The organism is Rhizobacter sp. P2_D12 (assembly GCF_056404395.1).
On the sequence record NZ_JBFUEB010000011.1, the window covers coordinates 33,184 to 48,730 of the forward strand.

Here is a 15,547-nt window from a genome sequence, read left to right on the forward strand (position 1 = left end):
TCTCACCGGGCCCGGACCGGCGGCGTCGCGTTGCAGACGTTGATGTGCCGCGGGCTGTGCACGAACCATTTCTCGCGCCGCACGCGCCGCGCCTGCAGCAGGGCCTGCCAGGTTGGCGTGTCCGTCCGCATGATCTCCAGTGCGGGGCGTTCGCCCACGGGAATGTCGGCGACCAGCCGCACGCGCCGGATGGCACTGCGCTGCGCGGCTTCGGCGTAGAAGCCCATGTCTGCCGTGCCGCGTGGCAGCGCCGACAGCCACTGCATGCCCTGCAGCACCCGCCCCACCACCGTGATGTTCAGGTCCAGCCCGCGCGGTGCCTGCCCGATCACCGCATACAGCTCGCTGCCGTTGCTGCTGTCGACCGCCATGTCGCGTCCGGCACCGAGCGTGCCGTAGCAGTGCGCCAGCCATGCCCGGCCGCTGCGCGGGTCGGCCGCCACCGGCATGCCGTCGACGAAACCGGTGACCGGCGCCCAGCCATCGACGTCCGGCAAGCGGGTGAGCGGCAGTCCCTTCAACGGGACCGAGAACTCCGCCGGCAGCTTCTTCGTCGCGCTGCCCAGCGATTTTGCCCGCTCGGGGGCCTCGGCATCCGGGTCGCCCCACTGCGCGACGTAGTTGTCCTGCACCCGCAGCACGGCGAGTCCGTCGTAGAAGCCCTCGTGCGCCAGCGTGCGGATGTTGGCCGCGTGCTGCGGCGCGAAGCGCGGGGCCAGCTCGATGATGACCGGGCCGCTGCGCGGATCGGCCAGTTCGAGCACCAGCGTGTTGGCAGGATCCAGCGGGCGCCAGTCGCCGGGCGCCGATCGCTCGATGACCTGGGCGGCGGTCAGCGCCGGCGCGGCACCCGCATCGATTGCAGCGAGGACAACGACAAGGCAAGCCACTGAAGCGAAGAGACGGCTTGAAGGCATGGTCGGGGTTTCGGCGAGTGGGTGGCAGCCACGATAGCAGCCCGGGCTGCGCGTCAGGGCCGTGGCCGATGCCACCACCACCGCCTCGCCGCCAGCAGCGCCGCCATCGCGTAGGCCACCGCGCTGGCGGCCAGCGCCCACCGGGCACCGAACGTGCCGGCAAACCAGCCTCCACCGAGCGCACCCGCCACGATGCCGACGTGGCCGACGGTGCGGATGCCGGCATCCACGCGGGCCAGCCGGTCCGCGGACACCAGCGTCTGCCGCAGCGTGCGGTCGTGGATGTCGTGCACCGTGTGCCCGCCGTCCCCGATGACCTGCTGGCCGATCAGCAGCGCGGCGGCCAGCAGCCCCGCGATCTCTGCCAGCGGCAGCAGGCCGTTCCCGAGTGCAAGCAAGGCGAGCCCGATGGCCATCGCGCGCCCGCTGCCGAAGCGGCGCCCGAGCGCAGGCGACAGCGCCCCAGCGGCCACCGCCCCCAGCGCGCCGGTCGCGAAGATCAGGCCCAGGGTGCCGGTGCCGAAGGCCAGGTCGCGCGAGACGAAGATCATGTAGCTGGTGCCCGCGATGCCCATGCCCACGCTGGACAGCAGCTGGGTGACGGCCAGGGCGCGCAGCGATCCATCGTGGGCGATGGTGCGCAGGCCGTCATGCGCTTCGGCGGCGATCTGTCGCCAGCCCGCGACGGCCTGTGCAGCCGGCTCGCTGCGCACCGCGGGCGCGTGGTCGATGCCGCGCAGGCAGAGCGCCGATGCCAGGTAGCTCGCCGCATCGACGGCCAGTGCCAGCACCGCACCGGCGCCCTGGTAGAGCCAGCCACCCAGGGCGAAGGCGACGGTCTCCGACAAGGTGGTGCCGATCGACAGCTGCGCATTGCCGGTCGACAGCTGGTCGGCGGCGATGCGTTGCGCCATCCACGCCGAGCGCGCCAGCTCGAAGGCCACCGTCAGCAGCCCGCCGGCGGCCGCCGCAACGGCCAGCATCCAGAACGTCACCTGCCCGGCATGCGCCAGCCCGGCCAGCAGCATCAACAGCGCTGCGCGCGCGACGTCGGTGCACAGCATCACGGTTCGCTTGCGCCATCGGTCGACCAGCGTGCCCAGCAGCATCGCGCCGGCGGCGCCGGCGGCCACGTCGGCCATCAACAGCCAGCCCATCTGCAGGGGAGTCGCGTGCAGGCCCAAGGCCGCCAGCCATGGAATGGCCAGGCGGCTGAGCATCGATCCGAAGTTGGAGACGAACTCGGCGGCGAGGACGCGATGGAAAGGGGAGACGCGCATGGGCGGCGCATTGTCGCCGCCCAGTGTCGCGAGGAAATCCGATGCGGGTCAGCGATGCCCGTCCCAGTCGCGGCGGTCGTGATCGCGATCGCGCCAGTCGCGGCCCGGGCCATAGTACGGAGCCGGTTCGACCACCACCGTGCGTTGGCGGTACCCGCGGGGCGGCACGACGATGCAGGCGCTGAGCAGCTGCGTCACGGCGACGATGCCGACCAGGCCCAGCATGCGGCGGTTCAGAATGCGTTTCATCGTGGTCTCCTGTGGGCCGGACAGCGGCCCTGCAACGACAACGGGTGCCGTCGCGACGATGTTGACGCCCGCACGTTGCTGCGAGGTAAAGGCCGCGTATCCGCGTGTTCCCGGCGCCGCTATCCGACGCTCCGCACCGGCTGGGCGCGCCGTTGCCGTTCCAGCATCCACAGCAGGTAGGCCACGATCGCGACGTTCAGCAGCAGCGTCGCGACACGCAGCGCGCTCACGCGCTGCAGCAGCTCGTAAAGTTCCACCGGCACGTAGATGGCGCCACCGGCCGCGCCCAGCCAGGCGGCCCAGCGGTAGCCGTGCCACAGGCCGTAAGCCTCGGCCAGCCGCACGCTCGCATACAGCGCGGCCAGGCCTGCGAACAGCCACAGCCGCGCATCGGTCAGCTGCGTGCTGGCTTCCAGGAAGATGTGCGGAAAGTGCCGGTCCGGGTCGAGGTGCAGCCCGGCGATCAGCGCCTCGGCCAGGTGCCGCACGTCGCGATGCAGCAGCGACAGCAGGCCGAAGCCGCCGGCCAGCACCGCCACGCCCTTGACGGCCTCGAACACCGCGACGGCCTGCATCGTGCGCGGCGGGTGGTTCGTGCTGCTCATGACGTCAGGGGACGCGCGGCCGGCGCGTCGATCACCAGGTCGCTCAGCGGCTGCGCGACGCAGGGCAGGATGAAGCCCTGCTGCTTCTCTTCGGCGCTGAGGCCGGGCCACTCGATCGGGTACTGGATGCGCCCGCTGACGAGCTTGCAGATGCAGGCGCGGCAGGTGCCGTTGCGGCATGAACTGGGCAGCCGCACGCCGGCCCGCTGCGCCGACTTGACGAGCCCCTGCAGCGGCGGTGCCTCGAAACGGTAGCCGCCGGGCTCGACCCAGGCCTGGAATGGCGGCGCGTCCTCCACGCTCATGCGTCGCCGCCTTCGTGCAGGAACCTCACCTTCACCTTGCGCCCCTTCAGCTTGCCCTGGTTGAGGCGTTGCAGCGCCTGCCTGGCGATCGCGCGGTCCACGGCGACGTAGGTCGAGAATTCGCCAACCTGGATCTTGCCGACCTGCGCGGCCGTGAAGCCGGCCTCGCCGGTCAGCGCACCCAGCACGTCGCCCGGGCGGATCTTCTCCTTGCGCCCGCCGAGGATCTGCAGCGTCAGCATCGGCGCGGTCAGCGGGCCGGAGCCGGTCGGCGTCAACTCCGACAACGGGTGCCATTCGGATTCGCGCCCCTGCACCTGCTCGATCTGGCCGACGCGGCCCATCTCGTCCATGCTCGCGAGACTGAAGGCCCAGCCGTCCTCGTCGCCGCGGCCGGTGCGGCCGATGCGGTGCGTGTGCACCTCGGGGTCGGGCGTGATGTCGACGTTGATCACCGCTTCGAGCTGCGCGATGTCCAGGCCGCGCGCGGCCACGTCGGTGGCCACCAGCACCGGGCAGCTGCGGTTGGCGAACTGCACCAGCACCTGGTCGCGGTCGCGCTGCTCCAGGTCGCCGTGCAGCGCGAGGGCCTGCACGCCTTGCGCGTTCAGCACGTCGACCAGGTCGCGGCACTGCTGCTTGGTGTTGCAGAAGGCGATCGTGCTGGCCGGGCGGAAGTGGTGCAGCAGCAGGCCGACCGCATGCAGGCGCTCGTCGTCCTTCACCTCGTAGAAGCGCTGGCGGATCTTGGCCGCGGCGTGCTGCTCGGCCAGCTTGACCTCGCGCGGCTCGCGCAGGAACTGCTGGCTCAGCTTGGCGATGCCGTCGGGGTAGGTGGCCGAGAACAGCAGCGTCTGGCGCTGCTTCGGGCAGCGCTTGGCCACCGCGACGATGTCGTCGAAGAAGCCCATGTCGAGCATGCGGTCGGCTTCGTCGAGCACCAGCGTGTTCAGCGCGGCCAGCGACAGCGTCTCGCGCTCGAGGTGGTCGAGGATGCGCCCCGGCGTGCCGACGACGATGTGGGCGCCGTGCTCCAGGCTCGCGATCTGCGGGCGCATCGTCGCGCCGCCGCACAGCGTCAGCGTCTTGACGTTGTCTTCGGCGCGCGCGAGGCGGCGGATCTCCTGCGTGACCTGGTCGGCCAGCTCGCGCGTCGGGCACAGCACCAGGGCCTGCACCTCGAAGCGCTTCGCGTCCAGCCGCGCCAGCAATGCCAGCGCGAAGGCGGCGGTCTTGCCGCTGCCGGTCTTGGCCTGCGCGATCAGGTCGTGGCCGGCCAGCGCGATCGGCAGGCTGGCCGCCTGGATCGGCGTCATGGTCTCGTATCCGAGGCGCGACAGGTTCTCGAGGGTCGCGGGCGACAGCGGCAGCTGGCTGAACGGAAGGCTCTGGGTCATGGCCCGATTATCGGTGGCGAGACAAGAGCGCTGATCCAGGCCTGCTATTGATTGCCTTGTCCTGGATCTGGGTGCCCAGGTGGGAGCTGCATGGCCATGTACGGGCCTATTGCTGTCCTGATGGTCGCAACGTGGCGCGCAGCGGCGCTGACGGCCTCGCACTGCTCCTTCCTGCGTTGAGCGTGCGGCTCCTCGGAGCGGGGCGCAAGGCGTGCAGGGGCTGATTTTCTTCTCAGGTCTGAGGTTCGTGTGAATTCCATGGAGCGGGCACAGTTGCGGACAAAGGTCTGCACTGAGTGCCCACGCCAGGCAGTTCGTTCCTGGTTAACGGTGTGCCGCCATTCTGGTCAGCAGCGTCTTGACGTTCGACTCCGCCGACAACCGCTGCGACAGGTACTCGGCCAGCCGCACATGCTGGCTGAACACCACGTTGAAGCGCAGGTGCGGGTCGCCGGCGCCGTCGGCCATGAAGGTCGCGCCGCGCGCCAGCAGGATGCCGTTGCGGTAGGCGTCCTTCACCAGTTCGTCGATGTCGACACCGTGTGGCACCGTGCCCCACAGGAAGAGGCCGCCTTCGCCGGGGTGGTCGAGCAGCACGCCGGCCTGGCGCAGCTGCCGCGTCGCCAGCCCGCGCGCGGTGGCCAGCTTCTGCTGCAGCCGATCGAGGTGCTTGCGGAAGCGGCCGGTCGACAACAGTTCGAGCAGCACGTGCTCGTTGAGCGCGGCCGTCGTCAGCACCGACAGGATCTTCTCGCGCAGCAGCGGCTTCAGCCACTTCGGCTCGGCGGCGATGTAGCCCAGGCGCAGTGCCGGGCTCAGCGCCTTGCAGAAGCTGGAGTAGTAGATGACGTTGCGCAGCTCGGACAGCTGCGCCAGCCGCGTCGCATGGCCCGGGTGGAAGTGGCCTTGCACGTCGTCCTCGGCGACCAGGAAGCCGTGCCGCTCGGCCAGCCCGAGCACGCGGTGCAGGTTGGCCGCGCTGCTGCCCCAGCCGGTCGGGTTGTGCAGCACGCTCTGCACGAACATCAGGCGCGGCCGGTGCTCGATGCAGGCGGCCTCGATCTGCGCCAGGTCGGGGCCGTCGGGCCGCCGCGTGATGGGCACGATGCGCACGCCCATCTCGCGCAGCCGGCCGAACAGCAGGAAGTAGCCGGGGTTCTCGACCATCACCGCGTCGCCCGGCTGCAGGAAGCTGCGGCAGATCAGGTCGATCGCATGCGTGCCGCCGAAGGTGGTGAGCACGCGGCTCGCGTCGACCGCGATGCCCTGGCTGCGCATCAGTGTCGCGATGCGCTCGCGCAGCTCGGGCAGGCCCTGTGGCGGACAGCGCGCCGCCATGCCGCCGTGGGCGCGTGCCAGCCCGCGCTGCACGGCGGTCGCGGGGATCGCGTCTTCGAGCCACGACACCGGCAGCGCACCGCTGCTGGCCGGCAGCACGCCGGCCCGCTGGTCGTGCGCCTGCTGCACCAGCCACACCGGTTCCTGCTCTTCACCGGCTTCGAGCAGGGCCTGGAACGGCTGCTGCGCCGCGGTCTCGCAGACGAAGAAGCCGGCGGTGCCGCGCGAGTCGATCAGCGCTGCCGCGACCAGCCGGTCGTAGGCGGTGACGACGGTGTTGGGGCTGACACTCAATTGCTTTGCGAGCGTGCGGATCGACAGCAGCTTGGCGCCGGCGGACAGCTGGCCGCCTTCGATCAGCGCACGCAGCCGGCTCTCGATCTGGTCGGCCAGCGGCACGGTCGAATCGCGGTCGAGGGTGAACACGGTGCAGGTCTCCGGATCGCTCAGCGCGTCAGCAGCAACACGGCCAGCACCGCGAGCGAGCCTGCCATGATGGCATTGAACGCCTCGCGGCGGCCCGGCCGCGTCAGCACGCGGCGCAGGCCGGCGCCGAACAGCGCCCACAGCGAGATGCACGGGAAGTTGATGCCCAGCGTCACCGCCATCACGAGCAGCGCGCCGGCCGCGGTGCTCATGTCGCTCGGCATGAAGACGGTGGCGAGGGTCACCGACTTGAGCCAGGTTTTCGGGTTGACGAACTGGAAGGCGACCGCCTCGGTGAACGACAGCGGGCTGGCGAGTTCCGCGCCGAAGACGATCGGCGTCGTCAGCTTCCAGGCCATCCACAGCAGGTAGAGCGATCCGGCCACGCGCAGTGTGTCGTGGATCACCGGGTGCTGGGCCAGCACCGCGCCCAGGCCCATGCAGGTCACCCAGGTCTGGATGCCGTTGCCGACGTTGACGCCCAGCAGGTGCGGCAGCGTGCGGCGGTAGCCGAAGTTCGCGCCCGAGGTGGTCAGCAGGATGTTGTTCGGGCCCGGCGTGATCGACATCAGCAGCGAGTAGGTCAACAGGGGCAAGAGGTCGTTCATCGGAAGCTCCTTCAGCGTGAAGACGAGCTTAGGAACAGGCCCTGGCGGCGTGAAGCTACAGGCGTGCGGCTGCGGCCGGTCACTGTATCAACCCGCGGGGCCGCACAGTTTCAAGCAGGGCGCGCCGCGTTAGGCTGTGCGCACCCGAACCGGAGACCAGACCATGGACTTGCCCCTGTCCCTGCCCATTTCCTACCGCGACGTCGAGATCGCCGCCGGCCATCTGCAGGGCGTTGCGCACCGCACGCCCGTCGTCACCTCGCGCACCGCCGACCAGCGCACCGGCGCGCAGGTCTTCTTCAAGTGCGAGAACCTGCAGCGCATGGGCGCGTTCAAGTTCCGCGGCGCCTACAACGCGCTGGTGCAGCTGGATGCCGAACAGCGCCGCCGCGGCGTCATCGCGTGGTCGTCCGGCAACCACGGCCAGGCGATCGCGCTGTGCGCCAGCCTGCTGGGCATGCCGGCCGTGGTCGTGATGCCGCAGGACGCCCCCGCGCTGAAGATCGCCGCGACGCGCGGCTACGGTGCCGAGGTGGTGCTGTACGACCGCTACCGCGACGACCGCGAGGCGATCGGCAAGCGGCTGAGCGAGGAGCGCGGCCTGGCGCTGGTGCCGCCCTACGACCATCGCCTCGTGATGGCCGGGCAGGGCACGGCGACGCTGGAATTGATCGACGAAGTGGGCCCGCTGGACGCGCTGTTCGTCTGCGTCGGCGGCGGCGGGCTGATCAGCGGCAGCGCGACGGCGGCCAACCACCTGTCGCCGCAGTGTGCCGTGTACGGCGTCGAGCCCGAAGCCGGCAACGACGTGCAGCAGGCGTTCCGCACCGGCGAACGCGTGCACATCCCCGTGCCGCAGACGATTGCGGATGCGGCGCAGACCCAGCAGGTCGGCGCGCTGACCTTTCCGGTGATCCGCCAGCGGGTGCGCGACATCCTGACCGTCAGCGATGCCCAGCTGGCGCGCACGATGCGCTTCTTCGGCGAGCGGCTGAAGCTGGTCGTCGAACCCACCGGCTGCCTGGGCGCGGCGGCGGTGCTGGAGAACCTGCTGCCGCTGGCCGGAAAGCGCGTCGGCGTGATCGTCAGTGGCGGCAACATCGACCTGTCGCGCTATGGCGAACTGGTGGCCCAGGCATGAGGCCGGTGCGCACGCTGCAGGGAAGCTGCCATTGCGGCGCGGTCAGGTTCGCGATCGAGACCGATTTTCCGGAGCTGACCACCTGCGATTGCTCGATCTGCCGGCGCAAGAACGCGCTGATGGTGAAGGTGCACGAGAGCCGGTTCACATTGCTGGCCGGTGCGGATGCRCTGACGGAGTACCGGTTCCACACCCGCACGGCCCGCCACTTCTTCTGCCGGACCTGCGGCATCTACCCGTTCCACCGCAAGCGCGTGACGCCCGATTTCGTCGGTGTCAACGTGTTCTGCCTGGAAGGCTTCGATCCGGCCGGCATCCCGGTGCGGGCGACGGCGGGGGCGGYGATGGCCTGAGGCCTCAAGTCCGCGCCGCGCCGGCCGATAAGCACGGATCACCGGAAGAGCGAGGCCCTGCCCATGTCCACCCCCTTTTCCATCGGCCTGTCCGGCCTGAACGCCGCCCAGCTGCGGCTCGACACGGCCGCCCACAACGTCGCCAATGCCCAGACGCCGGGCTTCCAGCGCCAGCAGGTGGTGCAGCAGGCGGTTGCGGACGGCGGCGTTCAGGCCGAGGTCTCCGCGCAGCGCCTGCCGGGCGGCTCGCTCGAGGCGGACGCCGTCGAGCAGATGTCCGCGGCCTACAGTTTCAAGGCCAATGTGCGCACCTTGCAGGTGCAGGACGAGGTGTTGGGGTCGCTGCTGGACATCCGCGTGTGACGTCACGACATCTTCCAACACGTTCTCTTTTCGTTTCTTAACGTCAACCAACAGTCAACAAGTCCCGTTGTGGACGCAAGCCGGGCGACAGCCGGGCCAGCTTCAGGAAGTCGGGCCGAACGACTTCCACTCCATTTCGGGATACACCATGACCAAGTCTCTGATCGTCGCCGCCGTCCTGTCCGCTTTCGCCGTGGGCTCGTTCGCTCAAGGCACCGCCGCTGCCGCCGCTGACACCAGCGCTTCCGCGCCGGCCAAGAAGGGCACCCACAAGAAGCACAAGGCCGAGAAGAAGGCCGCTGCCGCTGCGCCGGCTGCTTCCGCCGCCAAGTAATCAGGCCCGACCTGACACGAAGAAGCCGGGCTTGCCCGGCTTTTTTTCGCCCGGCCGGCGCGGATTTCGTGTCCTTGTGCATGCGCCGGCCGCATTTCGCGCACGCTGTGCGCATCGGGTTGTCAGGCAATGCCTGTCAAGCCTGTCGGACGTACCGCTCGCACTGACGCAGGGATTGGAATTTATCCGACCCCCCGGAGCGAGTGGCACCGACAGCGAGATTGACGGACACGGCCTAATCTTCATTCATCGAGTCTGGGTTTCATCAGGTCGACGACCGATCCCAGGCCAGGTTGCTCCTCGGAGGCTGACATGAGCTCTACTTCGCAAACCGCCCGCTACGAGATCCGGTTCCAGTCGCTGTTCAACGAAGGCCGTGCGCTGGCCTTCCCGTGCGATGCCGACGGGCACGTGCAGATGGATGCTCTCAGCGATCGTGCCCGCACCAACTACCTGTATGCCCGCGCTGTCGTCGGCCGCGAATACGCGACGCCGGCCGTGATGCGCAGCGATCTGCACTGATCCCGCCCGGCCGCGCACTTCGCGGCCCGTTCACTTGCCGGCAATCCCCAGCAACTCCACCTCGAACTGCAAGGTGGCATTCGGCGGGATCACGCCACCGGCCCCCGCCGCTCCGTAGGCGATGTCAGGCGGGCACACCAGATGGGCCTTGCCGCCGACCTTCATGCGCTGCACGCCCTCGGTCCAGCACTTGATCACCCGGTTCAACGGAAACTCCGCCGGCTCCTTGCGCGCGTACGAGCTGTCGAACTCCTTGCCGTCGGCCAGCGTGCCGCGGTAGTGGACCCGGACACGGTCGGTGGCCGCCGGGCTCGCACCGGTGCCTTCCTTCAACGAGCGATACACCAGGCCGCTGGCCGTGACGACCGCGCCGGGCTGCTTGGCGGCGCTGGCCGCCAGGTCGGCCTGCGCCAGCGCCGAGAAGCTCACCACACCGGCTGCAAGGGCACACAAGACTGTCTTCAAGCCGCAACTCCCGAGGGTTGAATGGGGCCGCCATCATCGCCGAAAAGCACGGGCGCCTGCGGCGTTTGGTGCAATGTGACGCAGTCGGAACACGGCCTTACGTGTCTCACTGCAAACCGCTGTTTTCGGTCTCCTGACACATGACCCTCTGGTTACGGTGGGTACGCAGCGATGTGCTGCGCCACACAGGCGGTATCCCCACTGTCTGCCTTCGCCATGACAACCGTCTCCCTGAGCTTCACCGTTTCACTGGCCGTTACTGCCGATGACGTGCGCGATGCGTGTGCGGTACGTGCCGACGCCTACGCCCACCACGTGCCGTGCCTGCACGACGCCCTGACTCGTCCCGATGTCCAGGATGGGCAGCGCGGTACCGCGATCGTGCTGTGCCGCGACAAGGACACCGGCCGGGCCATCGGCACCGCCCGCATCCAGCGCAACGCCTCGGCGCCGCTGCGCCTCGAAAGCACGGCGGTGTTGCCGCCGTGGCTCGCCGAGCAACCGCGCGCGGAAGTCTCGCGCTTGGCCGTCCTGCCGGGCGCCGCGCCATTGACGCGGCTCGCGCTGATGAAGGCAGGCTACCTGTACTGCCTGGCGAGCCAGGTCCGCTGGATGGTCATCGGCGCGCGCAGCGACGCGCTCGTGCGCATCTACCAGGGCCTGGGCTTCCGCGACGTGCCGGGCCCGGATGGCAGCGTCCTGCGGGGGCAGGCCGACAACGTTCCCTTGCGGATCCTGGCCTTCGACATCGCCACCGCCGAGCGCACCTGGCTGGCGTCGGGCCATGGCCTGTACTCGTTCATGTTCGAGACCTACCATCGCGATCTCCAGCTGTTTCCGGAAGATCGCGTTCCATGCCGGGTCGGCGAGGTCCGGCAGGCCGCCTGACCTGCAGCCCGGCCTGGGTCGACGAACCACCGCCCCACAGCGCCAGCACCCGCGTCAGCTCCTCGCGCGTGAACGGCTTGGCGATGAAATCGTCCATGCCGGCATCGACGCAGGTCCGCCGGTCCTCGTCGGCCGACGTGGCCGTCATCGCGACGATGGGCACGTGCTGCAGACCGAGCGTGCGCTCCTGCGCGCGGATCTCACGCGCCGCGGCCTGGCCGTCCATCACCGGCATGCGGCAGTCCATCAGCACCAGGTCCGGCCGCTCGGTCTCGCGCAGTGCACGTCCGACGGCGTCGCGTCCGTTGTCGACGCGCTCGTGCGCTATCCCCAGTTGCTGCAGGTACGCCGCGATGATCATCGTGTTGACCTCGTCGTCCTCGGCCACCAGCACGCGTCGCAGGCCGATGCCGGTGTCGCTGTCCGCCGCAACGGTCTCGGCCGGGTCGTGCGGGGGCGACGCGGCGGGCAGGCGCGCGGTGAACACGAAGCGCGAACCGACGCCGGGCTTGCTGTACAGCACCAGCTCACCGCCCATGGCCGTCGCCAGCTCGCGCGCGATCGTCAGGCCCAGCCCGGCGCCATCGTTCAGCGGTGCGTCGCGATCGCTCGGCCGCAGCTGGTGGAAGGCATCGAACACGTGGATCTGGTCGGCCGGGGCGATGCCGGGGCCGGTGTCGATGACCTCGATCTCGACCATGTCGGGCGATGTACCGCGCGCCAGGCGCAACTCGATGTAGCCGCTGCGGGTGAACTTGATCGCGTTGCCGAGCAGGTTGTGCAGCACCTGCCGCAGCCGGGCCGCATCGCCCATCACCCAGCTCGGGCGCGGGAAGCTGTGGCTGAGCGAGAAATCCAGGCCCTTGTCGGCGGCCCGCACCGCGAACACGTCGGCGACCAGGCCTGCCTGCGTGACCAGGTCGAAGACCTCGTGGCGGATCGCCAGGTGGCCGGTCTCGATGCGCGAGATGTCGAGCAGGTCGTTGATCAGCCCGAGCAGGTGCATGCCGGACGACTCGATCAGTTCGACGCGATGCTGCACGGCCGGATCGCCCGCATCGAGATGCAGCAGGCGTGCGACGCCCAGGATGCCGTGCAGGGGAGTGCGCAGTTCGTGGCTGATGTTCGCGAGGAACTGCGTCTTCACCTCCATCTGCTGCTCCATCATCCGCACCGCGGCGGCCTTCTCGTGGGCGAGTTCCTGGGCCTGCATGCGCAGCAGGATGCTGGCCGTGAGCCGCTGCTGGCCTCCTTTCGACGTGAGCAGCTGCAGGCCGAGCAGCATCAGCACGCCCAGGCTGCCCACGATGCCGACCTCGTCGCCGCGCAGCGCCAGGCCGGTGGCGGTGGGCACGATGATCGGCGCCACGTAGGCGGCGGTGGCGAGCAAGCGGGCCTGCAGTCCGAAGGTGGCGACGCAGGTGACGCTGGCGAGCGCCGCGGCGACGAAAGATGCCACCTGGACCGGCTGCGACATCATCCAGAAGCCGGCCACGCCCCACACCGAGCCGTCGAGTGCGAGCAGGCCATAGGTCAGCCGGCGCCAGCCGCGCGTTGCGGGCTGCCCGGCGCGGGCATGCAGTTGCGCGAACAGGATCCGCAGCGTGGCGACCGCCAGCTTGGCGACGATCCAGGCGTCCAGCCAGGCCTCGGGGGTCGATCCCGACCAGTAGACCGCCAGCAGCATCGCGAACGCGGTGGCCACGAGCGTGCCGGYCCGGGTGTGCAGCAGCACCATGCGCAGCAACTCGGCCTCGATGTGTTCGGCGCGTGCCGCGTCCGGCGGCTGCGCCGGCACCATCGGATCCATCCCGGCATGGGTGGTACTGCGGCTGGAAGTGCGATGCCTGGCCACATGTGTCTCCCTGAGCGCAGTATGACGCCCGCCATCCCCGTCGGAACGCATTGAAACATGCGGGATTGCCGAAACCCGGAGCGGGCGGCCGGCATGGCGCTTCGTACACTGGGGGCCTGCTCCGATTGCTTCCCCGATGACCATCCTGCTGGCGCCCATGGAAGGGCTGCTCGACTTCACGCTGCGCGACGTGCTGACGCGGGCCGGCGGCATCGACCGCTGCGTCTCCGAGTTCATCCGGGTCACCGGGACACTGCTTCCGGAGCGCGTGTTCACGCGCATCGTGCCGGAGCTGCGGCACGGCGGGCGCACGCCGTCCGGGGTGCCGGTCAGCGCGCAGCTGCTGGGATCGGATCCGGTGTGCCTGGCCGAGAACGCCGCGCGCCTGGCATCGCTCGGGCCTGCCGGGATCGATCTCAACTTCGGCTGTCCGGCGAAGGTCGTGAACCGGCACGGCGGCGGTGCGGCCCTGCTGGACGATCCTGCGCTGCTGGCGCGCATCGTCGAGGCGGTACGGCGTGCCGTGCCGGCGCAGCTGCCGGTGACGGCGAAGATGCGGCTCGGCTTCAACGACGATGCGCGCGCGGTCGAATGCGCGCAGGCGATCGCCGGGGGCGGGGCCGCCGAACTGGTCGTGCATGCGCGCACCAAGGCCCACGGCTACCGGCCGCCGGCCTACTGGGAGCGCATCCACGACGTGCGCATGGCCGTCGGCATCCCGGTCATCGCCAACGGCGAGATCTGGAGCGTGGCCGACGCGATCCGCTGCCGCGAAGTGTCCGGATGCAGCGCGTTGATGATCGGGCGTGGGCTGGTAGCCGATCCAGGCCTGGCGCTGGCGATCCGCGGTAGCGATGCAGCCATCGGGTGGGTGCAGCTGCAGCCGCTGCTGCTGCGCTTCTGGGACCTCGTCGCCGGTCATGTCGATGCGCGTCATCGCGCGGGACGGTTGAAGCAGTGGCTGAACTACCTGAGGCGCCGCCACCCCGAGGCGCAGGCAGCGTACGACCAGGTGCGTACCGTCAACGACGCACATGTCATCGAGCAGCACCTGCGGGCCTGGTGCGAAACCGGTTCGCCGCCCGGGCGGGCGGCGGGTCACACACCCGAACACGCACGACACGCCGAGCTCGCGCAGGCCACCGCATAATCGGCAGCCCACAGAAAGGACACCGCCCGTGAAACGCTCGACCCTGAACCTGCTGTTGACCGTCTTGATGATTCCAATGCTGCATGCCTGCGGCGGCAACAGCGAGGAAGACCAGGGCTCCGTGCGGCTGGTCAACGCGACCACGAATTTCGGCGCGCTCGATGCCTACCGCGACGACACCGGCATGGTCAACACCATCGCCTCCGGCACCGCGAGCGGCTATGCGAACCTCGACAAGGATTCCTACACCTTCAAGATCGCCAAGAGCGGACTGGGCACCACGGCTGCTTCGGTGACGGGGGATGTGTCCGACAGCAACCACTACGCGCTGGTGGCCTATGCCACCGGCAGCTCGCTGCAGGTCAGCTACCTGGGCGAAGACGAGACCGCGCCGAGTTCGGGCCAGGCCAAGCTGCGCTTCATGAACACCGCCAGCGTCGAGGCCGGCAGCGTCGACATCTACGTCGGCCACACCGCCTGCAGCGCACTCACGTCGACCGACATCGCGGCGGCGTCCGCGGTGTCGACCGCGGCCGTGACCGGCTTCACCGCGTTCACGGCAGGGACCTACAGCGTCTGCGTGACGGCCGCTGGCAGCAAGACCGACGTGCGGCTCGACATCCCGGCGCTGCCGCTGGGCAACCAGCAGATCGGCACCCTGGTGCTGACGCGCAGCACCAGCGGCGTGCTGGTGCACGGCCTGCTCCTCAACCAGCAGGGTTCGCTGGACGCGCATGCCAACCTGTCGGGCCGCGTGCGCGTGGTGGCCAACCCGCTGGCCGGCGCCACGACGACCACCGTGGCCAACGGCACGACGCTCAGCAGCCTCGCCCCTGCCGCCTCGATCGGCGGCTACAAGCTGGTGACCGCCGGCGCGCTGACCGTGACGGTCAATGGCGCTGCGGTCGATGCCGGTGGTGCCACGGTGACGGCCGGCACCGACATGACCTTGCTGGTCACCGGCAACGTGGCGTCGCCAACCTTGTCGGTGATCCCGGACGACAACACGCTGTCGACCAGCACCTCGCAGCCGGTCAAGCTGCGGCTGGTCAACGGCGTGAACGGATTGACCTCGAGCGTGACCATGACGCTGGAGAGCGACGTGATCGGCGATGACGTCGCCTTCGGAACCGCCTCGGCCCCCGTCACCGTGGGTGCCACCACCGAGAACGTCGACATCGCGGTCACCAACGGATCGACGGTGCTGTTCACGACCCAGCAGACCCTGTCGGCCAACAAGGTGTACACGGTGTTCCTGCTGGGCGACACCAGCACGGTCACCACGTCCAGCAAGTTCCGCTCGGACCGCTGAGGCCACGCCGGCCTGGTGCCGGGCTCGCGCCCCGGCGCG

18 protein-coding genes are annotated in these 15,547 nt (G+C 69.6%); 8 read left to right on the forward strand and 10 right to left on the reverse strand.

Going from position 1 to position 15,547, the window contains the following annotated elements:
• Positions 1-2 precede the first annotated feature (2 nt).
• The 8 genes from AC1DYN_RS05365 to AC1DYN_RS05400 all read right to left on the reverse strand — a co-directional run bounded on the left by AC1DYN_RS05365 (position 3) and on the right by AC1DYN_RS05400 (position 7,125).
• Positions 3-917: a peptidylprolyl isomerase gene (locus tag AC1DYN_RS05365; protein WP_477958078.1), complete on the reverse strand. Its 915-nt coding sequence runs from the start codon at positions 915-917 to the stop codon at positions 3-5.
• A 53-nt stretch (positions 918-970) separates the two neighbouring features.
• Positions 971-2,197 (reverse strand): MFS transporter, encoded by a 1,227-nt coding sequence (locus AC1DYN_RS05370; RefSeq protein ID WP_477958079.1) that lies wholly within the window; start codon positions 2,195-2,197, stop codon positions 971-973.
• 48 nt (positions 2,198-2,245) lie between these two features.
• Positions 2,246-2,446: a hypothetical protein gene (locus AC1DYN_RS05375; RefSeq protein ID WP_477958080.1), complete on the reverse strand. Its 201-nt coding sequence runs from the start codon at positions 2,444-2,446 to the stop codon at positions 2,246-2,248.
• A 119-nt stretch (positions 2,447-2,565) separates the two neighbouring features.
• Positions 2,566-3,051 carry a DUF2127 domain-containing protein gene (locus AC1DYN_RS05380; protein WP_477958081.1) on the reverse strand — a complete coding sequence of 162 codons (486 nt, stop codon included), beginning with the start codon at positions 3,049-3,051 and terminating at the stop codon, positions 2,566-2,568.
• Entirely contained in the window at positions 3,048-3,356 is a 309-nt protein-coding gene (locus AC1DYN_RS05385; protein ID WP_477958082.1) for a 2Fe-2S iron-sulfur cluster-binding protein, read from the reverse strand. The genes AC1DYN_RS05380 and AC1DYN_RS05385 overlap by 4 nt, the downstream gene beginning before the upstream one ends.
• The gene (gene dbpA, locus AC1DYN_RS05390) at positions 3,353-4,753 is read right to left on the reverse strand and encodes an ATP-dependent RNA helicase DbpA (protein WP_477958083.1); all 1,401 of its coding nucleotides are present in this window, start codon (positions 4,751-4,753) and stop codon (positions 3,353-3,355) included. The genes AC1DYN_RS05385 and dbpA overlap by 4 nt, the downstream gene beginning before the upstream one ends.
• A gap of 324 nt (positions 4,754-5,077) precedes the next feature.
• The gene (locus AC1DYN_RS05395) at positions 5,078-6,517 is read right to left on the reverse strand and encodes an aminotransferase-like domain-containing protein (protein WP_477958084.1); all 1,440 of its coding nucleotides are present in this window, start codon (positions 6,515-6,517) and stop codon (positions 5,078-5,080) included.
• Between the two features lie 20 nt (positions 6,518-6,537).
• Positions 6,538-7,125: a LysE family translocator gene (locus AC1DYN_RS05400; protein WP_477958085.1), complete on the reverse strand. Its 588-nt coding sequence runs from the start codon at positions 7,123-7,125 to the stop codon at positions 6,538-6,540.
• 163 nt (positions 7,126-7,288) lie between these two features.
• On the opposite strand from AC1DYN_RS05400, the gene AC1DYN_RS05405 reads away from it, so the two are divergent.
• From AC1DYN_RS05405 to AC1DYN_RS05425, 5 genes are all read left to right on the forward strand, one after another.
• Positions 7,289-8,266: a threo-3-hydroxy-L-aspartate ammonia-lyase gene (locus tag AC1DYN_RS05405; protein ID WP_477958086.1), complete on the forward strand. Its 978-nt coding sequence runs from the start codon at positions 7,289-7,291 to the stop codon at positions 8,264-8,266.
• A complete protein-coding gene (locus AC1DYN_RS05410; RefSeq protein ID WP_477958087.1) occupies positions 8,263-8,619 on the forward strand; it encodes a GFA family protein in 357 nt (118 codons plus the stop codon). The genes AC1DYN_RS05405 and AC1DYN_RS05410 overlap by 4 nt, the downstream gene beginning before the upstream one ends.
• Positions 8,620-8,682: 63 nt before the next feature.
• Positions 8,683-8,982, forward strand: a complete 300-nt coding sequence (locus tag AC1DYN_RS05415) for a flagellar basal body protein (protein WP_477958088.1) — start codon at positions 8,683-8,685, stop codon at positions 8,980-8,982.
• Between the two features lie 67 nt (positions 8,983-9,049).
• Positions 9,050-9,316 (forward strand): hypothetical protein, encoded by a 267-nt coding sequence (locus AC1DYN_RS05420; protein WP_477958089.1) that lies wholly within the window; start codon positions 9,050-9,052, stop codon positions 9,314-9,316.
• Between the two features lie 312 nt (positions 9,317-9,628).
• On the forward strand, positions 9,629-9,838 hold the full coding sequence (locus AC1DYN_RS05425) for a hypothetical protein (RefSeq protein WP_477958090.1): 210 nt from the start codon (positions 9,629-9,631) through the stop codon (positions 9,836-9,838).
• Positions 9,839-9,868: 30 nt separating this feature from the next.
• Here AC1DYN_RS05425 and AC1DYN_RS05430 read toward each other — a convergent pair whose 3' ends face one another.
• Complete coding sequence (locus AC1DYN_RS05430; protein WP_477958091.1) at positions 9,869-10,291, reverse strand: FKBP-type peptidyl-prolyl cis-trans isomerase; 423 nt, start codon at positions 10,289-10,291, stop codon at positions 9,869-9,871.
• 228 nt (positions 10,292-10,519) lie between these two features.
• Here AC1DYN_RS05430 and AC1DYN_RS05435 point away from each other — a divergent pair, with 228 nt between their 5' ends.
• Positions 10,520-11,191 (forward strand): N-acyl amino acid synthase FeeM domain-containing protein, encoded by a 672-nt coding sequence (locus AC1DYN_RS05435; protein WP_477958092.1) that lies wholly within the window; start codon positions 10,520-10,522, stop codon positions 11,189-11,191.
• On the opposite strand, the gene AC1DYN_RS05440 is transcribed toward AC1DYN_RS05435, so the two are convergent.
• Positions 11,103-13,001 carry an ATP-binding protein gene (locus AC1DYN_RS05440; RefSeq protein ID WP_477958093.1) on the reverse strand — a complete coding sequence of 633 codons (1,899 nt, stop codon included), beginning with the start codon at positions 12,999-13,001 and terminating at the stop codon, positions 11,103-11,105. The two genes, AC1DYN_RS05435 and AC1DYN_RS05440, sit on opposite strands and share 89 nt — an antisense overlap.
• Positions 13,002-13,182: 181 nt before the next feature.
• On the opposite strand from AC1DYN_RS05440, the gene AC1DYN_RS05445 reads away from it, so the two are divergent.
• Positions 13,183-14,196 (forward strand): tRNA dihydrouridine synthase, encoded by a 1,014-nt coding sequence (locus AC1DYN_RS05445; RefSeq protein ID WP_477958094.1) that lies wholly within the window; start codon positions 13,183-13,185, stop codon positions 14,194-14,196.
• Between the two features lie 28 nt (positions 14,197-14,224).
• Positions 14,225-15,508 (forward strand): DUF4397 domain-containing protein, encoded by a 1,284-nt coding sequence (locus AC1DYN_RS05450; RefSeq protein WP_477958095.1) that lies wholly within the window; start codon positions 14,225-14,227, stop codon positions 15,506-15,508.
• Positions 15,509-15,547: the final 39 nt, after the last annotated feature.

Bases quoted from the DNA above. Each gene is read 5' to 3' on its own strand.
- dbpA (WP_477958083.1), bottom strand. From the start codon at position 4,753: ATGACCCAGAGCCTTCCGTTCAGCCAGCTGCCGCTGTCGCCCGCGACC.
- AC1DYN_RS05445 (WP_477958094.1), top strand. From the start codon at position 13,183: ATGACCATCCTGCTGGCGCCCATGGAAGGGCTGCTCGACTTCACGCTG.
- AC1DYN_RS05400 (WP_477958085.1), bottom strand. From the start codon at position 7,125: ATGAACGACCTCTTGCCCCTGTTGACCTACTCGCTGCTGATGTCGATC.
- AC1DYN_RS05380 (WP_477958081.1), bottom strand. From the start codon at position 3,051: ATGAGCAGCACGAACCACCCGCCGCGCACGATGCAGGCCGTCGCGGTG.
- AC1DYN_RS05405 (WP_477958086.1), top strand. From the start codon at position 7,289: ATGGACTTGCCCCTGTCCCTGCCCATTTCCTACCGCGACGTCGAGATC.
- AC1DYN_RS05365 (WP_477958078.1), bottom strand. From the start codon at position 917: ATGCCTTCAAGCCGTCTCTTCGCTTCAGTGGCTTGCCTTGTCGTTGTC.
- AC1DYN_RS05435 (WP_477958092.1), top strand. From the start codon at position 10,520: ATGACAACCGTCTCCCTGAGCTTCACCGTTTCACTGGCCGTTACTGCC.
- AC1DYN_RS05425 (WP_477958090.1), top strand. From the start codon at position 9,629: ATGAGCTCTACTTCGCAAACCGCCCGCTACGAGATCCGGTTCCAGTCG.
- AC1DYN_RS05415 (WP_477958088.1), top strand. From the start codon at position 8,683: ATGTCCACCCCCTTTTCCATCGGCCTGTCCGGCCTGAACGCCGCCCAG.
- AC1DYN_RS05375 (WP_477958080.1), bottom strand. From the start codon at position 2,446: ATGAAACGCATTCTGAACCGCCGCATGCTGGGCCTGGTCGGCATCGTC.
- AC1DYN_RS05385 (WP_477958082.1), bottom strand. From the start codon at position 3,356: ATGAGCGTGGAGGACGCGCCGCCATTCCAGGCCTGGGTCGAGCCCGGC.
- AC1DYN_RS05370 (WP_477958079.1), bottom strand. From the start codon at position 2,197: ATGCGCGTCTCCCCTTTCCATCGCGTCCTCGCCGCCGAGTTCGTCTCC.